This is a genomic window from Kangiella sp. (assembly GCF_048265365.1).
Taxonomy (GTDB): domain Bacteria; phylum Pseudomonadota; class Gammaproteobacteria; order Enterobacterales; family Kangiellaceae; genus Kangiella.
In genome coordinates this window covers 1,450,128-1,471,528 of the sequence record NZ_JBLXBT010000001.1, presented here as the reverse complement: position 1 = coordinate 1,471,528, position 21,401 = coordinate 1,450,128, and the positions used below count along the sequence as shown (strand labels likewise).

Genomic DNA, 21,401 nt, shown 5'->3' with positions numbered 1-21,401 from the left:
AGTTATGGCTTATAGTTTCATTTTACTTTTAGGCGGTATCTCATTGACGATCAGCTTACCCGATGCCAATAATTTTTTCTGTTCTCTAGTCAGCCGCTTAACTTTAATTTCTGCTTTAAGCGCTTCAGATTTACTTTCAAATTCGGTGTGGTAAATCATGGTCAATGGTTGTCTGCCACGCAAATACTTAGCGCATTTCGGGCCGTTGGATTGATGTTCTTCAAAGCGACGATGCAGATCATTAGTGATACCCGTGTAAAGGGTGTCATCACCACAACGTAAAATATACAGGTGCCAACTCATTGTATTTGTTAACTCTTTAGTTACTCTTTATAGAGACGGCCAGCGCGGATCAGGCGTGGCTGAAAATAGGGATTGTCCATAGAGGTTACAGAAACGGTCTTGCCACTCGAAGGTGCGTGAACGAACTGCTTATTACCAATATAAATGCCGACATGTGATGGTTTGCCATTGATACGGTAAAACAATAAATCACCCGGTTCCAGCTCATCCAAAGTTACTGCTTTTGAAGCTTGTAACTGATCGATTGAAGTGCGCGGCACATAATCACCGACCTGAGTATGGGTAAAATAAACCAGTCCGCTGCAATCAAAGCCCTGTTGAGGCGATGAACCACCATAGCGATAGCGTTTTCCCAACATTGATTGAGCCATTCTGGCAATGTTCTCGCCTTTGGTGGAGCCTTGCTCAAACCTTGTTACATCAATTGGCTGTCGAGTGTCATTAGTCACTCTTTCTGGCGAACTGGAGCAAGCCCCAAGCCATATGCTCGCGACAATTGTCACAGTTAATAGTAAGAATCTTTTATGCATTGCCCTACCCTAGCAGATGGAATCTGAACTTACCCTAAACCAGCGCACATTCATTATGCGCCACTGCATACACAAAGATATAACCTGAATCACAAGTTTGGCAACTCTAATACCGGTTCTTGTAGCTCAGCAAACTGGCTGCGCAAATCAAGAATTTGCTCTTCCCAGTAGCGAATTGAGTCAAACCACGGGAAAGCTTGCTGAAATGCTGGATCGCTCCAGCGTTTTGCGAGCCAGGCGCTGTGATAAAACATGCGCAAGGTTCGTAAAGGCTCGATTAACTTTAGCTGCTTCACAGGAAATTTTTGAAACTCTTCGTAGCCTTCGATTATTTCTGCAATTTGAGACAACTTTTGTGGCCGTTCGCCGGACAATAGCATCCATAAATCCTGCACTGCCGGGGCCATCCGTGAGTCATCAAAGTCCACAAAATGCGGATTATCATCGCGCCATAAAATATTCCCAATATGGCAATCTCCATGGGTCCGAATATAGTCTAACTCTCCAACTTCCAGCCACTGCTTACGAACTTCTTTCAGAACATCCTCAGCCAATGTTCGATAAGGCAAGTGATATTCTCTTGGCACCGCATGCTCCATCAAATATTCAAAGCTTTGCTGTCCAAAAGTTTCTACCGTTAAGCTGGGGCGGAACTGATACGGTTTGATCTCACCCATTGCATGAATACGGCCTATAAATCGGCCCAAAGTAAATAAGCTATCCAGATCGTCCAGTTCCGGTGCATGACCGCCTTTGCGCGGATACAGTGCATAATAAAAGCCGTCATATTCAAACAGAGTTTTGCTGTGCAGTGACAATGGCGCAACGACGGGTAACTCAGATTCTGCCAGCTCGGTAGTAAACTCATGCTCTTCTAAAATTTGCTCTTGTGTCCAGCGCTCTGGGCGATAAAACTTAGCGATGATCGGTTGCTGCTCTTCGATACCAATTTGATAGACTCGATTTTCATAGCTGTTCAAGGTTAATATTCGACCATCGCTATAAAAACCCAAAGCTTCAATCGCATCGAGAATGAAGTCTGGGGTCAGTTTATTGAAAGGATGGGCTTGCGAGTACTCGCTCATGAAAAGTTAACCTTCATCATTGTCCTTATCTTTCTTGGACTGATTCTTAGCGTCTTTCTTGGAATCTTTCTTAGACTCATCCTCACCGTTAATGGCTTCGGCTTTATCTGGCGTGACGACAGATTTATCCGTTCCCATCGATGCGGTCAGTACTTTCTTCATGGCTTCACTAGGCGACATATCCAAATCTTTACACTTCGACTTCGGCATAAAAAATGTGAAGCCCCCTATCTGATAGCTCATAGGCACGTAAACAGCAACCAGCTCATCTCGCTCGCCCAAGCTAACATCACTGGCGGTAATAAACCCAATCACCTCAACACCCTCGCTAACTTCGCATAAAACTGCCTGCTTCAAGTCTTCATCTTTATCGGGGGACAAGAAACGCATAATCTCATTGAAGGCATTATAGATGGTATTAACAAGAGGAATGCGTTCCATCAACTTATTAAGCCCTGATAAAATCAATTGCCCCAGATAAAACTTAATCAAAAGCCCCAATCCGAAAATAAGCAACAATCCCAGTATTAAACCGAGTCCGGGCCAATAAGCATCTTCAGAAATAACCAGCAACAAAATCTCGCGCAGATAAGTTTCAAGCGTACTTAGTAACCAACCAATCAGGGCAATAGTTAACAAAATAGGCAGAATTGCAATCAATCCCTGCAGGAAAATTGCGCTAATATCTTTCATACCACCAATCTTCATTGAGTCATTATTCCGTTCGAGAAAACATGCCAAAACAATAGCATACTTACTGCGTAGCGACTATGAATGCTTTGCGGCTGATTTGTAGGCAGAGTGTGCCTGATAGTATCCTAACAATTGATCAATTTCTTTGGCTTCATAACGTAGTGCCTTATCAATTGCCTCACGAAAAGCTGGCTCAACAATGTCGTGGTATGAGTAAGTCAAAACAGGGTTAAAGCCGCGGGATAATTTATGTTCACCCTGTGCACCGGGCTCAAAAACCTCAAGCCGCTGCCTAATGGCATAATCAATCCCTTGGTAATAGCAGGTTTCAAAGTGCAGAAATTCTTCCTCAATCAGCGAGCCCCAGTAACGTCCATACAGGTGTGTTTTTGAGCGAATAAAATAGGCTCCTGCCAAACGCTCTCCATCTTTCTTGGCAAACAGCAATAACACCTGATCCCCCATGTTTTTAGCCAACAGAGGAAAAAACTCAGGGGTTAACTGCGACCAGCTGCCCTTCTCAGCAAAGGTCTTCTTATACATCTCGTAAAACAGCTGCCAATCTTCCTTAGTAGCTTCAGCTCCGGATAACCACTCAAAAGTCCAGCCACGACTCGCGACCTGACGGCGCTCTCTTGATATGTTCTTGCGTTTTTTGGGTTTAAGGCTCGAGAGAAAGTCATCAAATGAAACATAATTCTGATTCATCCAATGAAACTGAATATCGCACCGAGGCAACAAAGAACTGTTAGACAGCAGCTCAACTCCATCATGATCCAGAAAGTTGATATGCCATGAGCTAATGTGATTTTGCTTTAGCCACTCAGACACGGTATTGATAATCGCTAGCTGCTGCTCTACTTTAAGATCCTTGTGTAACAACCTGGGGCCAGTAATGGGTGACAAAGGCGAAGCAGTCAGTGCTTTAGGATAATACTCCAGACCATGTCGTTGATAAGCATTGGCCCATGCCCAATCAAAGACGAACTCTCCGAAAGAATGTCCTTTGATATACAGCGGCATAAAAGCTACAAGCTGGTCATTATAATAGGCAACAAGATGCAGCGGTTTCCAGCCCTTCTCTGCAGTAATCGAACCGCTTTCCTCCAGCACCTGCAAAAAACGGTAATCGATAAAGGGGTTGGTGCTACCAGCTGTAAATCCCAAAGACAGCCATTCAGCGCTAGAAATAGAAGATAGCGACTCGACAAAGGTAATGCTTAAGCCATCTGCAGTAGTTTTGTCGGAATTTTGGCCTGAGAATGTATTCAAGAGTGGCAGCCTTTAACAAGATAAAGGTAAAGCTATCATGAAACGTTAAGCAAAAAAAAGCCCACTCAAAAGCAAAGTGGGCTAAACTTGGGGGTAAGTTTTTAGGTAAATCAAATCAAAACAATCTATAGGGGCGCCCCTTTAGACGCAAAAAGGGGCAAATCATCAGAATTCATTATAAATCCTGACGAAATTCATAATTTATATTAATGCAATGACTAACATTGAAACAACGAGTGCTGCAATTACTAGCTCTAATGCACCTTCAGTAATCTCATTCATGTCTATCTCCTTCAGTTAATGGCGCTATGTCTCTGTTACGGGATGAATTCTACGCCTCTTATGTGACATTTTTAAGACAAATTCGCTGGATATTTTTTAGGGGCAAGCATTAGTTTTATTAATAATAAAAGTCATTTTTGCAATATTGCATCAGCGTCTCAATCCATTAATTCAGCTAAGTTACTCTAATACTTATGAAAACGGCAAAAGCATAAATGAAACCGTTTATTGGAGCCACACGCAGTCATTGAGGTATAGCAAGTTTGAGCTTTCTAAGACATTGATTTGAAAGTGTTAACTGGTTGTGTTTTTTCCGTGTTCATACAGCCAAAATCATCGCTAACGGATAAGTTATAGCCATAAAAAAAGCCACCCGAAGGTGGCTTTTAGAGACTTGTATGATTAGTCAGTTTGATTTAATCGATCAAACCACGACTTTTCAGCAAGTATTTTGGATCGGCTTCTTTACCACGGAATTTCTTATACAACTCCAATGGGTCTTCGGTACCACCTTTCGACAAGATATATTCGACGAACTTATCAGCCGTTTCTTTATCGAAAATACCGTTTTCACGGAATGCCTGATAGGCATCAGCACCGAAAATATCAGACCAGATATAGCTGTAATAACCCGCAGAATAGCCGCCAGAGAAGATATGCGAGAAGTAGGTTGTTCTATAACGTGGTGGGATCTCTGGGATCAAGCCAACTTCATCAAGAACCTCTTTCTCGAACTTCGCTGCATCTTTCAGCTCCTTACCGTCTAATGTATGCCAGGCAAGGTCTAACAAGGTTGCAGCCATATACTCAGTAGTAGCAAAGCCTTGATTAAACTGCGACGCTGCTTGAATCTTCTCAACCAACTGCTGTGGAATCACTTCACCGGTTTCATAATGCTTTGCAAACTGTGCGAGCACCTCTGGCTCCATCATCCAGTTTTCCATCACTTGGGACGGGAACTCAACGAAGTCACGCGGTACTGAAGTACCCGTTTGCGATGGATAAATGCCGTCTGATAGTAAGCCGTGTGTTGCATGACCAAATTCATGGAATAAGGTGCTGGCTTCATCGAAGGTTAACAGGGTTGGACCATCACCCGTTGGTTTTGGGTAGTTAAGAACATTGACGATAATCGGCTTCATGAATTCACCTTCTTCCGTAACAAACTGCTTACGATAAGAGTTCATCCAGGCACCACCACGCTTGCTATCACGCAAATAGAAGTCAGCAAGGTAGATACCAATTAATTCACCATTATTATCAGTAACTTCAAAGGTACGAACATCTTCATGATATTTCGGTAGGTCGAAACGTTCTTTAAAGTTCATGCCAAACAGACGATTCGCAGTATAGAAAACTCCTTCCAAAGTACTATTCAGCGAAAAGTAAGGCTTAATTTCAGCATCATTAAGCTCGTACTTAGACTTACGGATTTTTTCCGCATAGAAGCGCCAGTCTGAACCACGCAGTTTGAAATCACCGCCTTCTTCATCAATGATTTCCTGCATTTCAGCTACTTCAGCTTTAGCCTGTTTCAATGCCGCAGGCCAGATTTGATCGAGTAGATTGGTAACGTTGGTAGCATTTTTCGCAGTACGCTCTTCTAAAGCGAAATCAGCGTAAGTATCGTAACCTAGAAGCTGGGCTTGCTTAGCACGCAATTGCGCCATTTCAGCGGCAATTTTCTTATTGTCGAATTCATTATCATTGTCGCCACGGTTTGTATAACCCTGGAAAACTTTCTCACGAATATCACGATTGGTCGCATACATTAAGAAAGCGTTCTTGCTTGGGCGATGCGTCGTGACCACCCATTTGCCATCATGACCACGATCTGTTGCTGCGCTGGCAGCAGCATCAATGGCCCATTGCGGCAAACCATCCAGATCCTCTTTATTATCAATAACCAATTCCCAGTTGTTAGTTTCTGCCAGGACATTCTCAGCGAACTCTAATGAAAGCTCGGTTAATTTCTGGTTCAACTCGCGGAACTGCTGCTTCTGCTCATCATTTAATTCAGCACCACCACGTACAAAACCGAGATACTGGTCTTCCAGTAAACGCATTTGATCAACGCGCAAACCTAGCTCATCTCTTTTTTCATAGATGGCGGATACACGCTTAAATAAGCTTTCGTTTAAATTAACATCGTCACGCAGCGAAGAAAGCTGAGGACCAATGTCTTTTGAAACTGCTTGTAATGTAGGGTTTGTATGAGCTGACGTCAGGTTATAAAAAACACTGGTGACTTTATTTAAAAGCTTGCCGTTGTATTCCATCGCCTCAATGGTGTTTTCGAAGGTAGGCGCTTCTGGATTGTTGGCTATCTCATCAACTTCGATACGAAGCTCTGCAATGGCACGTTCAAAAGCAGGCTTGAAGTGTTCATCTTTGATCTGATCAAAAGGTGGCATACCATACGGTGTATCCCACTTTTCAAAAAATGGATTGGATGCTGTTGCATCGTTCTTGGTATCCGTACCGTTAGCTCCATCCACTGACTCTACAGACTGAGCTTTCTCCGAATCAACAGGGCTCTTTTGCTCGGAACTATCGTTCGAACACCCTGCTGCAATGAATGCAGACATTACGGCTGCGGCTACGGTTAATTTTTTCATCATAATTACCTTGATCATAGTTACTTTAAGTTTAGATTTCCCCAATGCACACCTGCAAACAAGCGCGCCAAAATCCTACATAACCCATCGTTTATACGGACTCTGCTACTAATAGGCAAGGTACGCCAACCGCTAATATGTAACAAATCTCAACAAAATAAGCGTTAAGAGGTATTTCAAGCATCATTTGCTTGCGGGCTACATTCTGTTAATACTCAGTTAAGCTATTGATATGCTATGCTTTGCCAACATTATTCTAGAAATATAAAACACTATGCGGATTGGGGTATTTTTACTGATTTTGGTCTTATCGAACGCCAGTATGGGCAGTGATTCTACATCTCTTAGCCAATGCCAGGATGCGATTAAGTCACGCCCCCATGCCGAGGCATTGGAGACTTGCCTGGAAAGCCTAGAAACCGAGGTTCTAGAAACAGAGAGTCCATATACCAAGGAAACAAAGTCAGCAACAATAACCCAACTGTGGCTTGAATTAGCCGACCTGTATTCGCAACAAGGCCTTTACGACGATGCTGATTATTACCTGTCCAAAATTAAGCAAAGCGAATTCTTTCTTAGCAACACTGAAACCCAATACCGCTGGTATCGACTAGTCGGCCTAAGACTCTTACATCAAGAAGAGCACGAGCAGGCTCGAACAAAGCTCAACCATGCTTATACCATTGCAGAGCGGGAGCAGAATATCGAGTGGCTGGCCAAAAGCAGCAATGATCTAGGGCTGGTTCACTTCAAGATGCTTGATTACAAAAGCGCTCTTCTCTATTACAAAGAAAGCCTCAAGCATAAAGAATCTCTGGGCAATCTTTATTATATCGGCACCACTCTCAATAACCTTGGATTGCTGAATAAGGATCGGGGTGAAACAGACCTAGCTATCAGTTACTACGAACAGGCGCTGGATACCTTTTTTGATTACACCCAGACTGAGGATTTTGATGTCCGTGTGTTTTCCAACATTTCTCACCTCTACGAAGATCTTGCAGTGGTTTATACCCTTAGCGGCAACAGTGAAAAGCAAGACCAATACATTGATAAAATTATTGCCACTTTTTCTACCAAGCTTTCAAACAATGAAAAAGTCAGGGCACTCAAAAACCTCGCACTCGTTCATATCAAACAGAAGCAAAGTAGCGAGGCGCGAAAATTTATAACTGAAGCACGAAAATTTGCAGGAGATGACTCAAATTACCTTAATGAAATCTACTATATTGAAGCTTATATCAGTTATATAGAGCAGAACTATGAGCAAGCCATAACGCTGGCCAATCAAGCGATAAGTCATACTAAAACACATAATGAACCACAAGTGTTAAGTGACTCTCATCAGCTGCTCTACACCATCTTCGAGCAGCAGGGCCAATATGAGAAAGCTTTCGCTCACCTGAATAAACATTATCAATACAAAGAGCAGGAATTGCAGGCGCAGTATGAAACTGATCATCAGTTAATCATTGAGCAGATATCTAAGGAAAGGCTGGAACGCCAACTGGTCACTGAGCAACTGGCCAATGAAAAACAGAGTAATCGAATCCGCTCACTTTCCAATATCATTCTCGGTTCCTTAATCATTCTCTTGGCACTGGCCTTTCTGGTGATTTTTCTGGTTTACCGTAAACGCAAAGAAAAGCAGGCTTTGCTCGCTTCCATCAAGTCACATAAAGAAAAGTTATTACTGCTAGAGTCTGAAGCTTTACAAGACAAAGATAGTTCAGAAGATAAAGATGCAGAGAGCGAAAACTCGTTAACTGAACGGGCCGAGGAAGAGGCCTGTACCGACGAACAGTTCAGACAGTCCTTGGTGGAGCTGCTGATAGAAACCGTCAATTTATGGGAGAAAGTGACTCAATCGGATCGGGTTGAACTAGCCGAAAAAAGCCGGATTTGGCGTGTATCGATTGATGAAGGACGATTAAGAACGCGGTCGCTGGATAAATATCTCAACATCCAGAAAATACCACAAAACCCGCGTTGGCGAAACGTGGTCAAAACCAGTCACTACGTATTAGCAGAATGTGATCTGATGCAGACTGACCGAGCTTTGTTGGAAAACAAACTTGAGCAAGTTATGTCCCTTATTAAAGCCCGGTCCATGGAACATGGTTAACCTTTAAAAAGTACTGCGAACTTTTACCGGCTCCGCCTCATAGATTTCATACACGCAGTCAAAACTTAAGCCTTGTGAGAAGTCGTAGTTATTATGATGGCCATCAGCTGCTTGCTGGTTATCAATAAAACTACGCGGTGCAGTAAAGCGTGGAATCAATCCTTGTGGATATTGATCTGCATGTAATGAAGAATATGCATTACAGGTATTAGTCGCAATCATTGCCGCCTGATAAAAGTGATCAACCTGGCCGCATGTCTTCTGGTTAGATACGTTGTCACTATCTGACTCAAAGCTCTCTTTTGATTGTGTGCCACCCTTCTTGTGTGCCAACCATCCTGCATAATCAAAAAACTGAGCATAATTAGTATATTGGTGGTTCAATTGCGCTTCACTATAGTTGAAACTCACCACCACAGCGACATTGGAATTATTAGTATTAAATGTGTCGGTTGGCAATTCGTGAGCTTTTAAAGGTGAAAGCAAAGCTAGGCTTGTGATAGCAAAGCAAAGTTTTTTCATAATCAATGTGACTCCAATGATTTGTTTTATTTGTCAGCCTACAATGTAAGCGCCAAATTTAAGAATAACCAGCTTTATATAGGGTAAAAATGGGTAAATAGTCATAAAAACAAAGAGTAACATACAAAATGCAAATCACCTCTGATCCATTCAATTCGATTCTTTCTTGCAGATTACGCCCCAGCGACCAAGTAGCCTCTAACCAAAATTAATCAATTATTGCGCACAGCTGTACACTTTTTATACAGCAAGCATGTTAAGATAATCGTAGGTAAGACTCGAAAAGGAGGTTTTTCATGTCACGCTTACTTTACCGTTGCGATAATCTCGCAGAAGTTGAAAACACCTATAAGGATCTCCGCAATGCAGGCGTTGAAGACGCCCACCTGCATGTCATAGCCAAACAGGATGGACGCCTACTAAGGCGTGGCTTAAATGCTGCCAACACCTGGTACAAAACCGATATCTTGAACGGCTGGAGTCAGGGTGTTCGATATGGCTTGGCCGCAGGTATTCTTGCCAGCTTATTATTCTCCGCATCTGGAGTCTTTAGTGGTTACTACGGCTTTATGGGGATTCTCACTACTCTAGTTGTGTTTACCGCATTCGGCACCTGGTTAGGTGGCTTTATCGGTCTGCAAACCAAGAATCATGCTTTAAAAGACTTCTTCCACTTTGTTGATGAAGGCAAATACTTGTTGTTGATCGATTTAAGTTTAGCGGAAGCTAAACATATCAAAGCAGTGTTAGAGTATCATCCTAGCCTGAAGCTGGTCAGTGATGAGGTGGAAACTACCATTCCGATGCACATTATGGAACGTATGCACTGATTTAATGTAAGAGGAGTATTCAAGCCCCGCATTTCAATCCGCCCCTGAAAGAGGCATAATAGCGCCTTTTTCAGGGAGCCCTTGCCATGAGCATTCTTAATACCCTAACTGAGCGCGCCAACAATCAATGTGAGTTATGCGGCGCGAGCGACAACCTATCTGTTTATGAAGTCCCGCCGGCCGAAGCCCATTCGGATAAATGTGTACTAGCTTGCTCTACGTGTGCAGGCCAACTTGAAGCCCCTGAATCCATCGATGTAAACCATTGGCGTTGCTTGAATGACTCCATGTGGAGTCAGGTTCAAGCGGTTCAGGTCGTGTCCTGGCGCATGCTGAAAAAACTGGCGAGCATGGGTGAAACCTGGGCTCAGGATCAGCTGGATATGATGTACATGGAAGATGAAACACGTGAATGGGCTGAAATGACTCTTGCTGATGAATCACGCGAACCTACATTAGACAGTAATGGCACACCACTGCAAACTGGCGACAACGTTGTATTAATTAAAGATTTAGACGTCAAAGGTGGAGGCTTCACAGCCAAAAGGGGAACAGCAGTGCGCGGAATATCCTTAAGCGACAACCCGCTACATATTGAAGGACGCGTAAACGGACAAAGAATTGTCATTATTGCCGCCTACGTAAAGAAGTCATAACCGATAAATATTCCAAAGGATTGCCTTTTTAAGGCAATTCATATATCTTACGCCGCCTAGATTACTAGGCAGTCTTAGTGATTTACGGTGAAGTGGCCGAGTGGCTGAAGGCGCACGCCTGGAAAGTGTGTATACGTTAATAGCGTATCGAGGGTTCGAATCCCTCCTTCACCGCCATAAAATAAATACCCGCCTTGTGCGGGTATTTTTGTATCTACGGAAAGGATGAGAACTCTCAATTCGAACCGAGCAAAGTAACCCTCCCTGAAATAGATGATTACTTATCTAGCTTTAGTGCTCCTGTAATCCTCCGGAGCTTAGCTTCCACTACTCTCTACCTACTAAACTCCTGGTTTTATAACACGACTACAAATCGACATCAGCACTCCTAATAGATAGACTGACGCCCTCTTATGACTCTAACCCAACGCAAACAATCATGTCGCAAACTCAGACTTTAATATTGACCATTGGAGCATTTCAGGGCTTTCTGTTATTCACGCTTCTAGTGAGTGACAAGAGAGTTAACTACGCCAGTAAATTACTGGGTATATTATGTCTGTTTTTAGCGACCACCTTTGCGCTACCGCTAATTGTTGCCACAGGAGAAAGTCAATTTGCCTGGCTGATTGGCTTCCTGGTGTTTCTACCTGCCAGTTATGGCGCTCTTACTTACCTGTATTGTCGAACAGCAATTACAGGCTCGGCGCTTAAACGCATCGATATTCTGCACCTATTGCCGCTAGCAATATGCTATCTGCTTAATTATGACATTCTGTTTTCAGCCGAAAAGGCGTTGAACTTTGTAAGAATGCCTGAAGTCACGCAGTTCAAACATACCCTCACAAAAATCGTTTTTTACGGTCAATCCGTCGTTTACGCAGCGCTATTGATCAGAATGGTCAGTCGCTACCAAGCGAAAGCTAAAAAAACACTGTCATCTTATAATCCCGATATTTTTAGATGGCTATGGAGCCTGATTACCTTCATGGTTGTGATATGGGGTTTAAAAGTGCTGTTTTACTTTATTAGCCCAGCGCCAATATTAAATCTTCTGGCCGATGGTCTGTTGGTAATCATGGTTTATTTTGTTGCCATTGTTCAATGGCGCAACCCTGGTCTGTTTCATATTCAGCAACTTTCGTCGCAACTGGACACTCAGCTGGAGCAACCAAGGTCACCAAACGACCAACAGACGTCCAGTGGCTTATTAGATCAAGAGACACGTTCAAGTATTTTGCAATTAGTACAAAACCAAGTAAAAGAGCAGGCTTTATATCGAAATAGCGAACTTACCTTGGCAATGCTTGCTGAGAATGTTGGAGTTAGTGTGCATCAATTGTCAGAGACCTTGAATCAATACGGCGGCAAAAATTTTAATCAATTTATCAACGAATACCGGGTGGCGGAGGTTTGTGAGCAACTCGACCACAACAGTGAACGCAAATTGATTGATCTGGCGCTGGATGCTGGTTTTTCGTCAAAAAGCAGTTTCAATGCCATATTTAAAAAGCTCACCGGGCAAACCCCAAGCCAGTACCGAAGCCAGCACTGAAGTCTGTAAGACTCACATTGATATTCTTGTCTTGAACAGGCGTGAAACCACGCTATTGGACGTCTAATCTTATAAAGCTGGACGCACCTGCCCCGCTCAAGTGTTGAAATCAGGCCATCAATAACAGATGGAAACTACTCATGTTAAAAACACTTTCGAAATGGCTTCTTGGCCTCTTAACTTTCACGGTTATTCTTATCACAGCATATCTACTGTGGTTCAAACACGGCGTCAATTTTATCTATGGCGCCCACACTAAAGAGGTCGATCATACGGTTTTCGCTTCACCGGTTGAGCTGACTGTGATTACGGATATCAACGTACTCTCGCCAGACGGTCAAACGATGCTTGCTGATCGGACAGTAGTAATCGATGGCGGAAAGATTCTTTCAGTGACTGTCGGCGGCACTGTACCGGCCAATGCAACAGTTATTAATGGGCGTGGTAAATACATGATTCCAGGTTTGGTGGATTCACACGCTCATATTCTGAAAAGTCCTAATGACCTGTTGCTTTACGTTGCCAATGGAGTCACCCATATTCGTGACTTGGGTGGGCCTGCTGAGCGTCTGCAAATACGTGATGAGATTGAGCAAGGCCGAGTTGGCCCGCGTATGTTTGTAGCATCACCACCTATTGATTCGATGGGTCTGCTCGAGGGTACCTTTTGGGAGTTTATTACATTCCATAAAAACACGCACGATGTGGATCATGCAAAAAGCATGGTAAAAGAGTTTGCCGATCAAGGTTACGATGCCATTAAAATCTACCACCTTGATATGCCTAGTTATCGAGCTGTAAACGGATTGGCCGCCGAACTGGGTGTGCCGACAACTGGTCATTTCCCATTAACAATGGAGTTATCCGAGCTTGCTGTAACACAGCAAAAAGAAGTTGCCCATCTTGAAGAAATTGTTCGTGTGCTTATTCGAGAGTTTGGATCGATCAATGACAAAGGCAGTGATGCCTTCTATGCCCACGTAGAAGGCCGCAGCGATGACATTATTGATGATCTATTGGCAAACGATATTACCGTAAACTCGGTACTGTGGTTTATGGAAAGTATCCATGACCAATTCAGCAATCTTGAGGTGGCCTTACAGGAAGTAGCTATCGAATATGCCAACCCTGGTCTTGTTGAAGGCACCAAAGACTCTGAAGAATTTAAAGTGGGCTGGTTACCCGGCTACAACCAATTCGAAGCTACGAGCGATCCTTCACAAGAAATCTATAAAAAGAATGACATTTTCTGGAAAGCTCGAGAGAAAGCACATCATATTCTGTTAAAAGCAATGGTTAGACGTGGCGTTAAGATCGTCGCAGGCACAGACTCTGGAGCAAACTTAGTAGTGCCGGGATTTTCAATGCATGATGAACTAACATCACTTAATTTAGGGGGTATGAGTTCTGCGCAAACGCTCGCTACTGCCACTAAGAACCCGGCCGAGCTGATGAATAGCAATGCAGGGATTATTGAGGCTGGGCGACGTGCGGATCTGGTTATACTCAACAAGAATCCACTGATCGATATTGAAAACACCCGGACTATCGATACAGTGATCCTTAATGGTAGAGTATTTGACCGCGGTCAGCTTGATGCAATGCTAGAAGCCGTTAAGAAAGCCAACGCGAACAGTCGAAAGCTCAATATAGACAAGTATCATTAGTCGATATAGGTGTTCTTTAGGTAGAAACCGTAAGTCGGATACGCTTCGCTTATCCGACCTACCTATCTAATTCTTTACTGGCTTCCCTAACCAATTCTTTTGTATCTGCCAGTAGCTCAAAAATAATACCCCACTAAACAATAAGTCGCCCATCATGCTGCGCTGCAGGAATGGCAATGCCATGGTGTAACATTCCACAAGCCCTGCCCAGGTTTTGCTGTAAAAACCTGAAACCAGCCAAACGCCAAAGTTACTGAGCAGGAAGAAGACTAATGAGCTACCGATGGTTGCGCCGATAACTTTTAGACTGCTCACTCGATTATGCAACCAGAAACCGATAACAACTGCAATAGCCATAGCTCCATAAACAAAAATGATAGTGTTGTGAAGTCCTAAAAAAAGATCAGCTAAAAACATGGAAGTCAATGGCACACCAAAGGCCATCCACTTTTTATCAAAGTAAGTCCCGGCAAATAAAGCCAGAGCCATCACAGGCGTGATGTTATGTGGGTGCGGAAAAATGCGATAGAGTGACACTGCTACAATCAGTGCAATTAAGGTATAAACTTTAGGGGTTATTTTTTGCATTCCAGTTTCCTTTAACGTTGCCACTGAGCTTCTTTAGTTGACTCAGTTCGGGCAATCATACGACTTATAATGAATAACAAATCGGACAGTCGATTAAGATAAATAACACCCAACTCTGTCACCTCTTCTTGCTCTGCCAAACCTACCAATCGCCGCTCAGCTCTACGCGCGACGCAACGGGCAAAATGTGCATTAGCCGAAGCAACACAAGCGCCGGGAATTACAAACTCTTTTAACGGTGGTAGCTTCTGGTTCCAGGTTTTTATCCATGCTTCCAGCTGCGCTATATCCGATGTCTTTAAGAACACTTGAGATGGACTTGCCAATTCACCACCCAGACTAAACAGCTGGTTTTGAATGTTCTTCAGCGCACTCACGATTGCTTCGTGTTGCGGTTTCTTAATAGATGCTACCAACATACCCAACACCGCATTTAACTCATCCACTGTACCGATTGCCTCTATACGTGGGTGACTTTTCTTCACATGCTGTTGGTTAGCAAGGCGAGTCATCCCTTTATCGCCCTGCCCTGTTGTGATGCGAGTTAATCGATTACTCATTGACTCTCCGTTGTTTAATGTCAATTTAGAAAACCAGATCAAAAGTCAGCGTTAGATCACGACCTTTTGCTGGGTAATAACCATTAAATTGTGCGTAATCAATATACTCTTTATCCAACAAATTATCGACTCTTAGTCCGATTCGAGCATTATCTAAACGCCAGTATAAAGCGCTGTTCATTAAGGTATAGCCATCAACCTTGACCAATGAATTAGTTGTATCTCCAGCTTGATAACGTTCGCCACGATAATGTGTTTCAAGATACCAACTCACTTCATTCGTCACTTGCCAGTTATACCAGCTGGTGATGGTATTTTTTGACACACCGGGCACTGTATTATCAGTAGGCTCAGCTTTGGCATCAACCCAATGATAGGAAACTCCAAGCTCGTCTTCTTCGATAAAGAGCCGATAATCAAGCATCAAACCCTGTCGTATTGATTCTGCGCCATTTACATTCGCCCCGGGAAAAAATGCACCAGCTGGTGGTGTCGCTGAAGGGTCGAAAAAGATCTCATCTTGGAGCTTCAACTGATAAACAGAAGCCTGCAATGAGCTTGAGTCAAACTGACCGGTGAAACCGGCTTCGATGGAACGACCTTTTTGTGGTTCAAGGCCCAACACAGCTTCTGCGGTATAGGCCTGCTCATCAACTTTAGCAAAGCGATAGTTGTTACTGTAGCGAATAAAGCCATCCAGCGAATCGCTAAACTCATGACTCAATCCTAGATCATAAGCTGTTGCAGAATTCTTTAAAACAACACCATCGGGATATAAAGCGGCATCAATCAAATTATCTTCCACCTCGGCCAAGCGCCCTGCTACCTCTAGAGTGATCTGCTTTGAGAGTGGCCAATATAACTGGCTATAAAGACTTTCCATCGTTTGTTGATTACTGCGGGCCAATAGCGAAAAGGCATAGTCGGCTTCATCATAATCAACACCGCTTATCCAGCGTACAACACCCTGCTCTAGCTGCCATTGGCCTTGTACTCTAGGATACAGACTACTTTGAGTTCGATGAGTTTTATTGACATCAGTCGTCGCAAAATTGATAAAACTATTCACACTATCAATGTCGGCTTCTTGATGATTCAGATCCATGGCAAACTGCCAGTTAGCATTCAATTCAACTTGGCCAAATAGACGACTGAAATGCTCATCAGTACTGACATAGTCATCTGCAAACTCAGGACGTGATTGTCTTCGATTATCCAAATCTTCTTCTAGTAATGCCCCCGGTGTCTGTTGAGTTTCATTGCGTGAGCGATAAGAGAATCGCCATTGCTGTTGGCTATCTTTATAATGCAACTCAGCACCGAGCTGGTTATTGTTTAGCTCATTATGTTCGCGATAATTATCGCTAGTCTTTTTGTTACCTTTCAAAATCAGCGACCACTGCTCATCAAGATCAAAGGCAAGATTAGCGGCTGCCTGTTTATGTTCAAAACGGCCTTGTGAATAGCGAACAATACTCGATTGGCGGTTTCCAGATTTGGTGATGATGTTGATCACACCAGCAACAGCTTGATCGCCATAAAGACTGCTGGCTGCTCCCTGAATAATCTCTATGCGCTCAATATCGATAATATTAATTGTATCTAAATCCGGAGAGGCTAAATCTGTTTTATTAAGCCTCTGACCATCAACCAGAACTAACACATTACTACTGGCTTGCTCCGCCGAAATACCGCGCATGGAAACACTGGTTTTTCCATTGGTATAGGAAACCTGCAAACCAGGCACGCGACGCAGTACCTGACTGAGATCGGTTGCAGCGATACGCTCGATTTCATCTTGAGTAATAAGGGTTACATGGCTAGGAAGCTCAACTGTATCGCTTTGAAAACGACTGGTTGTAATAACTATATTGTTAAGGTCAGTAGCCTGGTCTTCTTCAGCTTTTGCTACAGGCTGGGATATAGCTCCCAGAATTAGAAGGGATACTAAACTCGATTTAAATAGGTGTCTCATTGTAGTCTCGTAAATTACGAGCGGGCATTAAAAGATAAGATTCATCTACCATCTTGATGCAGAGCCCACCGATCCGCGCGATGTACTGTTCAGGCCGGTCTCCGGGCTTATGATCATCTAGCTACTTACCTTCCCAAGTTTTGGCTCCATTGGTGAAGTTTACTCAGTGGTCTGTCAAGTAGCGCTATCAATTACCGTTGCGGGGGCAGCATCAGATTTAAACTGATTTCCCGATTATCTTCGCAATCAATTTGACTTTGAAGACCTGATCAGTGGATGAATCTCAATTTACTCGCCAAGCATAAAACTTTCTTTTAAAGGTTCACGACTGGCAAAAGCGGTGCTATTATAACAAAAATCATTTAGACGTCTATACGTCTTTTCATATTCCCATGAGTTATATCGTATTCATGGCGTTGAGATATATATTTAATGAGCAAAAGCAAACAGTTACAAGACTTACTAAAACAGCGTATTTTATTGCTTGATGGCGCAATGGGCACCATGATTCAGCAATATGAGTTAACAGAAGCGGACTATCGTGGCGAGCGTTTTAGCGACTGGCCGAGCGATCTTAAAGGCAATAATGATCTACTCAGTTTAAGCCAGCCAAAAATCATTTCCGATATTCACAAAGCCTATTTTGAGGCAGGGTCAGACATCATTGAAACCAACACCTTCAATGCAACTCGTGTGGCGATGGCTGACTACGGTATGCAGCACTTGTCGGCAGAAATTAACCGAGAGTCAGCACGATTAGCCAGAGCTATTGCCGATCAATACTCAACGTCAGACAAGCCGCGCTTTGTGGCTGGTGTCATTGGGCCAACTAACAGAACCTGTAGTATTTCACCTGACGTTAATGACCCCGGTTTTCGTAATATCTACTTTGAGGAGCTCGCCGAAGCTTATTACGAATCGACGCAGGCGTTAATTGAAGGTGGCGCAGACATCATTCTGATTGAAACCGTATTCGATACTCTGAACGCGAAAGCCGCTATCTTTGCAGTAAAAAAATACTTCGATGACCACCAGCTTGACTACCCTATTATGCTTTCTGGCACTATTACAGATGCATCAGGCAGAACCTTAACCGGCCAAACCACCGAAGCTTTCTACAACTCTATTCGTCATGCAAACCCTATCAGCGTTGGACTCAACTGTGCATTAGGGCCAAAAGATTTGCGCGCCTACATTGAAGAGCTTTCGCGCATCAGTGAGTTTGCCGTTTCAGCCCACCCTAATGCAGGTTTGCCAAATGAGTTCGGTGGTTACGATGAAACGCCAGATGACATGGCCGACGAAATGTCGGAATGGATTGAAAAAGGTTTCATTAACATTATTGGTGGTTGTTGCGGTACAACACCAGCTCACATTGCACGATTTAATGAAATGATTGCAGGCGCCAAACCGAGAGCAAACTTCAATCAGCAACCTAAATGTCGGTTATCGGGTCTGGAAGCATTAAACCTGGATGATGCAAGCCTGTTCGTCAATGTTGGCGAACGTACCAATGTCACCGGCTCAGCCAAGTTTCTTAGGTTGATAAAGGAGGATGATTTTGAGACCGCCATTGAGGTCGCCTTAGAACAAGTCGAGAACGGCGCCCAGGTTATCGACATCAACATGGATGAAGGCATGCTGGATTCTAAAGCGGCCATGCAACGTTTCTTGAACCTGATCGCATCCGAGCCAGACATCAGCCGCGTGCCCATCATGCTTGATTCATCCAAGTGGGAAATCATAGAGGCTGGCCTGCAATGCATACAGGGCAAGGGCATCGTCAATTCAATTTCATTAAAGGAAGGTGAAGCCCAGTTTCTCGAACAAGCGCAACTGGTTCAGCGCTACGGTGCAGCTGTTATTATCATGGCCTTTGATGAAGATGGCCAGGCTGACACACTGCAACGCAAAACCTCAATCTGTCAGCGAGCATATGATCTTCTCATAGAAAAGCTCAACTTCGATCCGCAAGATATTATTTTCGACCCTAATATTTTCGCCATTGCTACCGGTATTGAAGAACACAATAACTACGCGGTGGACTTTATCGAAGCCACGCGCTGGATAAAACAGAACTTACCTGGCGCTCGCGTTTCAGGCGGTGTGTCCAACGTTTCTTTCTCCTTCCGTGGTAACAATACAGTACGCGAAGCCATTCACGCTGTCTTTCTCTACCATGCTATCAGTGCTGGTATGGACATGGGCATCGTTAATGCTGGTCAGCTTGAAGTCTATAGCGCCATTCCTGAAGACCTTAAAGAAGCGGTTGAAGACGTGGTGCTTAATCGCTCACCCGAGGCGACTGAAAAACTGCTCGATCTGGCCGAGCAATATCGTGGCTCAGGTCAGGAGGTCAAAGAAAAAGAAACTCAAGAGTGGCGACAATGGCCGGTTAATAAACGTCTGGAACATTCACTAGTCAAAGGTATTACTGAGTTTATTGATGAGGACGTTGAAGAAGCTCGTCAACAGGCTGTGCGCCCTTTGCATGTTATTGAGGGGCCATTAATGGATGGCATGAATGTGGTGGGTGATTTATTTGGCTCTGGTCAAATGTTCCTGCCACAAGTGGTTAAGTCTGCGCGAGTGATGAAAAAAGCGGTGGCTTACCTGTTTCCCTATATGGAGGAAGAAAAGAAACGACTCAAGCTTGCTGATAAACCAAAAGGCAAAATTGTGCTCGCAACCGTTAAAGGCGATGTGCATGACATTGGGAAAAATATTGTCGGCGTTGTACTACAATGTAATGGTTATGAAGTGATTGATTTAGGGGTCATGGTTGCTTGCGATAAAATCCTGGACACTGCAATCGAGAACCACTGCGATATTGTCGGACTGTCCGGTTTGATTACCCCTTCGCTGGAAGAAATGGTCCATGTGGCCAAAGAAATGCAGCGTCGTGGGTTAGATCTGCCATTGCTGATTGGCGGCGCTACTACCTCAAAAATTCACACCGCCGTTAAAATCGAGCCTCATTATGAGCATCCTGCCATGTATGTGATGGATGCTTCGCGTGTTGTCGGTGTGGTGAATAAATTGTTAGGCGAACACAAAGATGAATTTGTCAGCGAAGTCAAAGCCGAATACGACAAGCTCAGAACTGACCGTGAAAAGCGTCAGAAAAAATCAAGCCTGGCTAGCCTTCAGCAAGCAAGACAATTTGCAGCAAACATTGATTGGTCTGGAACAAAAATTACTAAGCCCTCTTTCCTCGGCACCAAAGTATTCAAGGATTATCCACTGGAAGACTTATTGCCACGCATCGATTGGACGCCATTTTTCCGTTCCTGGCAGCTAGCTGGCAAGTTTCCCAAGATACTGGATGATGAGGTTGTCGGAGAAACGGCACAAAAGCTATATGCCGATGCTCAGAGTATGCTCAAAACTATTGTCGAGAAAAAGTGGTTAACGGCCCGTGCTGTTATTGGCTTCTACCCCGCTAATGCTCAAGGCGATGATATCGAAATTTATGCCGATGACTCACGGCAAGAAATAGTCCATACACTGCACCATCTTCGCCAGCAAAAACAAACTCGCAATGGAAAGTTTAACTATTGTCTGTCTGACTTTATTGCCCCGAAAGAAACTGCGCTTAGGGATTACATCGGTGGATTTGCAGTAACCTCTGGAATCGGAATTGATGAGCATGTCAAAGCCTTCGAAGCAAAGCACGATGACTATAATGCCATATTATTAAAAGCCTTAGCTGATCGATTGGCGGAGGCTTTCGCTGAGCGTATGCATGAGCTGGTACGCAAAGACTATTGGGGTTATGTTCCGGATGAGAATCTTGATAATGCAGAACTAATTTCTGAACAATATCAGGGGATCCGACCTGCCCCGGGCTATCCGGCCTGCCCTGATCATACTGAAAAAGGAACGCTGTGGAGCATGCTCAAGCCCGATAGCGAAATTGAGCTGAACATTACTGAGCACTTTGCCATGTATCCTACCGCAGCAGTCTCCGGCTGGTATTTCGCACATCCTGAATCTCGCTATTTTGGTGTCGGTAAAATCGAAAAGGATCAGGTCAAGGATTATGCGCAACGTAAAGGTTGGAACCTGGAAAAAGCTGAAAAGTGGCTAGCACCCACCTTAAACTATGATGCCTAAACATTGCTCTAAGCATGGTTATAA

General features: G+C 43.8%; 16 protein-coding genes, 1 tRNA gene and 1 riboswitch. Of the genes, 7 read left to right on the top strand and 10 right to left on the bottom strand.

The annotated features are described in order from the left end of the window. Positions 1-9: 9 nt before the first annotated feature. The 6 genes from ACN0VI_RS06825 to ACN0VI_RS06800 form a co-directional block, all read right to left on the bottom strand. Positions 10-303, bottom strand: a complete 294-nt coding sequence (locus ACN0VI_RS06825) for a GIY-YIG nuclease family protein (RefSeq protein ID WP_417446225.1) — start codon at positions 301-303, stop codon at positions 10-12. A gap of 20 nt (positions 304-323) precedes the next feature. Further along, positions 324-833, bottom strand: a complete 510-nt coding sequence (locus ACN0VI_RS06820; RefSeq protein WP_331891817.1) for a C40 family peptidase — start codon at positions 831-833, stop codon at positions 324-326. A gap of 89 nt (positions 834-922) precedes the next feature. After that, a complete protein-coding gene (locus tag ACN0VI_RS06815; RefSeq protein WP_331891818.1) occupies positions 923-1,918 on the bottom strand; it encodes a serine/threonine protein kinase in 996 nt (331 codons plus the stop codon). 6 nt (positions 1,919-1,924) lie between these two features. After that, complete coding sequence (locus tag ACN0VI_RS06810) at positions 1,925-2,611, bottom strand: DUF502 domain-containing protein (RefSeq protein ID WP_331891820.1); 687 nt, start codon at positions 2,609-2,611, stop codon at positions 1,925-1,927. A 75-nt stretch (positions 2,612-2,686) separates the two neighbouring features. After that, entirely contained in the window at positions 2,687-3,883 is a 1,197-nt protein-coding gene (locus ACN0VI_RS06805) for a GNAT family N-acetyltransferase (RefSeq protein ID WP_417446224.1), read from the bottom strand. Between the two features lie 698 nt (positions 3,884-4,581). Then, complete coding sequence (locus ACN0VI_RS06800; RefSeq protein ID WP_417446223.1) at positions 4,582-6,783, bottom strand: M3 family metallopeptidase; 2,202 nt, start codon at positions 6,781-6,783, stop codon at positions 4,582-4,584. 274 nt (positions 6,784-7,057) lie between these two features. On the opposite strand from ACN0VI_RS06800, the gene ACN0VI_RS06795 reads away from it, so the two are divergent. Then, complete coding sequence (locus ACN0VI_RS06795) at positions 7,058-8,908, top strand: tetratricopeptide repeat protein (protein WP_417446222.1); 1,851 nt, start codon at positions 7,058-7,060, stop codon at positions 8,906-8,908. 3 nt (positions 8,909-8,911) lie between these two features. Here the strand turns inward: ACN0VI_RS06795 and ACN0VI_RS06790 are convergent, their stop codons facing one another. After that, positions 8,912-9,430, bottom strand: a complete 519-nt coding sequence (locus ACN0VI_RS06790; RefSeq protein ID WP_417446581.1) for a hypothetical protein — start codon at positions 9,428-9,430, stop codon at positions 8,912-8,914. 296 nt (positions 9,431-9,726) lie between these two features. On the opposite strand from ACN0VI_RS06790, the gene ACN0VI_RS06785 reads away from it, so the two are divergent. The 5 genes from ACN0VI_RS06785 to ACN0VI_RS06765 all read left to right on the top strand — a co-directional run bounded on the left by ACN0VI_RS06785 (position 9,727) and on the right by ACN0VI_RS06765 (position 14,138). Continuing rightward, positions 9,727-10,260 carry a hypothetical protein gene (locus ACN0VI_RS06785; RefSeq protein ID WP_417446221.1) on the top strand — a complete coding sequence of 178 codons (534 nt, stop codon included), beginning with the start codon at positions 9,727-9,729 and terminating at the stop codon, positions 10,258-10,260. Between the two features lie 86 nt (positions 10,261-10,346). Continuing rightward, a complete protein-coding gene (locus ACN0VI_RS06780; RefSeq protein ID WP_331891827.1) occupies positions 10,347-10,916 on the top strand; it encodes a PhnA domain-containing protein in 570 nt (189 codons plus the stop codon). 86 nt (positions 10,917-11,002) lie between these two features. Further along, a tRNA-Ser gene (locus ACN0VI_RS06775) sits at positions 11,003-11,093 on the top strand. 262 nt (positions 11,094-11,355) lie between these two features. Further along, entirely contained in the window at positions 11,356-12,471 is a 1,116-nt protein-coding gene (locus ACN0VI_RS06770; protein ID WP_417446220.1) for a helix-turn-helix domain-containing protein, read from the top strand. A gap of 140 nt (positions 12,472-12,611) precedes the next feature. Beyond that, positions 12,612-14,138 (top strand): amidohydrolase family protein, encoded by a 1,527-nt coding sequence (locus ACN0VI_RS06765; RefSeq protein WP_417446219.1) that lies wholly within the window; start codon positions 12,612-12,614, stop codon positions 14,136-14,138. A gap of 66 nt (positions 14,139-14,204) precedes the next feature. Here ACN0VI_RS06765 and ACN0VI_RS06760 read toward each other — a convergent pair whose 3' ends face one another. Genes ACN0VI_RS06760 through ACN0VI_RS06750 form a run of 3 tightly spaced genes read right to left on the bottom strand, consistent with a single transcriptional unit; the run spans position 14,205 to position 17,261 of the window. After that, the gene (locus tag ACN0VI_RS06760) at positions 14,205-14,726 is read right to left on the bottom strand and encodes a DUF6580 family putative transport protein (protein WP_417446218.1); all 522 of its coding nucleotides are present in this window, start codon (positions 14,724-14,726) and stop codon (positions 14,205-14,207) included. 11 nt (positions 14,727-14,737) lie between these two features. Then, positions 14,738-15,286: a cob(I)yrinic acid a,c-diamide adenosyltransferase gene (locus ACN0VI_RS06755; protein WP_331891833.1), complete on the bottom strand. Its 549-nt coding sequence runs from the start codon at positions 15,284-15,286 to the stop codon at positions 14,738-14,740. 25 nt (positions 15,287-15,311) lie between these two features. Beyond that, positions 15,312-17,261, bottom strand: coding sequence for a TonB-dependent receptor (locus ACN0VI_RS06750; RefSeq protein ID WP_417446217.1), 1,950 nt, complete (start codon positions 17,259-17,261; stop codon positions 15,312-15,314). A gap of 74 nt (positions 17,262-17,335) precedes the next feature. Continuing rightward, a riboswitch (cobalamin riboswitch) is annotated at positions 17,336-17,545 on the bottom strand. A gap of 148 nt (positions 17,546-17,693) precedes the next feature. Between ACN0VI_RS06750 and metH the strand changes: the two genes are divergently transcribed. After that, positions 17,694-21,377 (top strand): methionine synthase, encoded by a 3,684-nt coding sequence (gene metH / locus ACN0VI_RS06745; RefSeq protein ID WP_417446216.1) that lies wholly within the window; start codon positions 17,694-17,696, stop codon positions 21,375-21,377. The last annotated feature ends 24 nt before the right edge of the window (positions 21,378-21,401 follow it).

Bases quoted from the DNA above. Each gene is read 5' to 3' on its own strand.
- ACN0VI_RS06785 (WP_417446221.1), top strand. From the start codon at position 9,727: ATGTCACGCTTACTTTACCGTTGCGATAATCTCGCAGAAGTTGAAAAC.
- ACN0VI_RS06755 (WP_331891833.1), bottom strand. From the start codon at position 15,286: ATGAGTAATCGATTAACTCGCATCACAACAGGGCAGGGCGATAAAGGG.
- ACN0VI_RS06810 (WP_331891820.1), bottom strand. From the start codon at position 2,611: ATGAAAGATATTAGCGCAATTTTCCTGCAGGGATTGATTGCAATTCTG.
- ACN0VI_RS06800 (WP_417446223.1), bottom strand. From the start codon at position 6,783: ATGAAAAAATTAACCGTAGCCGCAGCCGTAATGTCTGCATTCATTGCA.
- ACN0VI_RS06795 (WP_417446222.1), top strand. From the start codon at position 7,058: ATGCGGATTGGGGTATTTTTACTGATTTTGGTCTTATCGAACGCCAGT.
- metH (WP_417446216.1), top strand. From the start codon at position 17,694: ATGAGCAAAAGCAAACAGTTACAAGACTTACTAAAACAGCGTATTTTA.
- ACN0VI_RS06750 (WP_417446217.1), bottom strand. From the start codon at position 17,261: ATGAGACACCTATTTAAATCGAGTTTAGTATCCCTTCTAATTCTGGGA.
- ACN0VI_RS06765 (WP_417446219.1), top strand. From the start codon at position 12,612: ATGTTAAAAACACTTTCGAAATGGCTTCTTGGCCTCTTAACTTTCACG.
- ACN0VI_RS06825 (WP_417446225.1), bottom strand. From the start codon at position 303: ATGAGTTGGCACCTGTATATTTTACGTTGTGGTGATGACACCCTTTAC.
- ACN0VI_RS06820 (WP_331891817.1), bottom strand. From the start codon at position 833: ATGCATAAAAGATTCTTACTATTAACTGTGACAATTGTCGCGAGCATA.
- ACN0VI_RS06780 (WP_331891827.1), top strand. From the start codon at position 10,347: ATGAGCATTCTTAATACCCTAACTGAGCGCGCCAACAATCAATGTGAG.
- ACN0VI_RS06815 (WP_331891818.1), bottom strand. From the start codon at position 1,918: ATGAGCGAGTACTCGCAAGCCCATCCTTTCAATAAACTGACCCCAGAC.
- ACN0VI_RS06770 (WP_417446220.1), top strand. From the start codon at position 11,356: ATGTCGCAAACTCAGACTTTAATATTGACCATTGGAGCATTTCAGGGC.
- ACN0VI_RS06790 (WP_417446581.1), bottom strand. From the start codon at position 9,430: ATGAAAAAACTTTGCTTTGCTATCACAAGCCTAGCTTTGCTTTCACCT.
- ACN0VI_RS06760 (WP_417446218.1), bottom strand. From the start codon at position 14,726: ATGCAAAAAATAACCCCTAAAGTTTATACCTTAATTGCACTGATTGTA.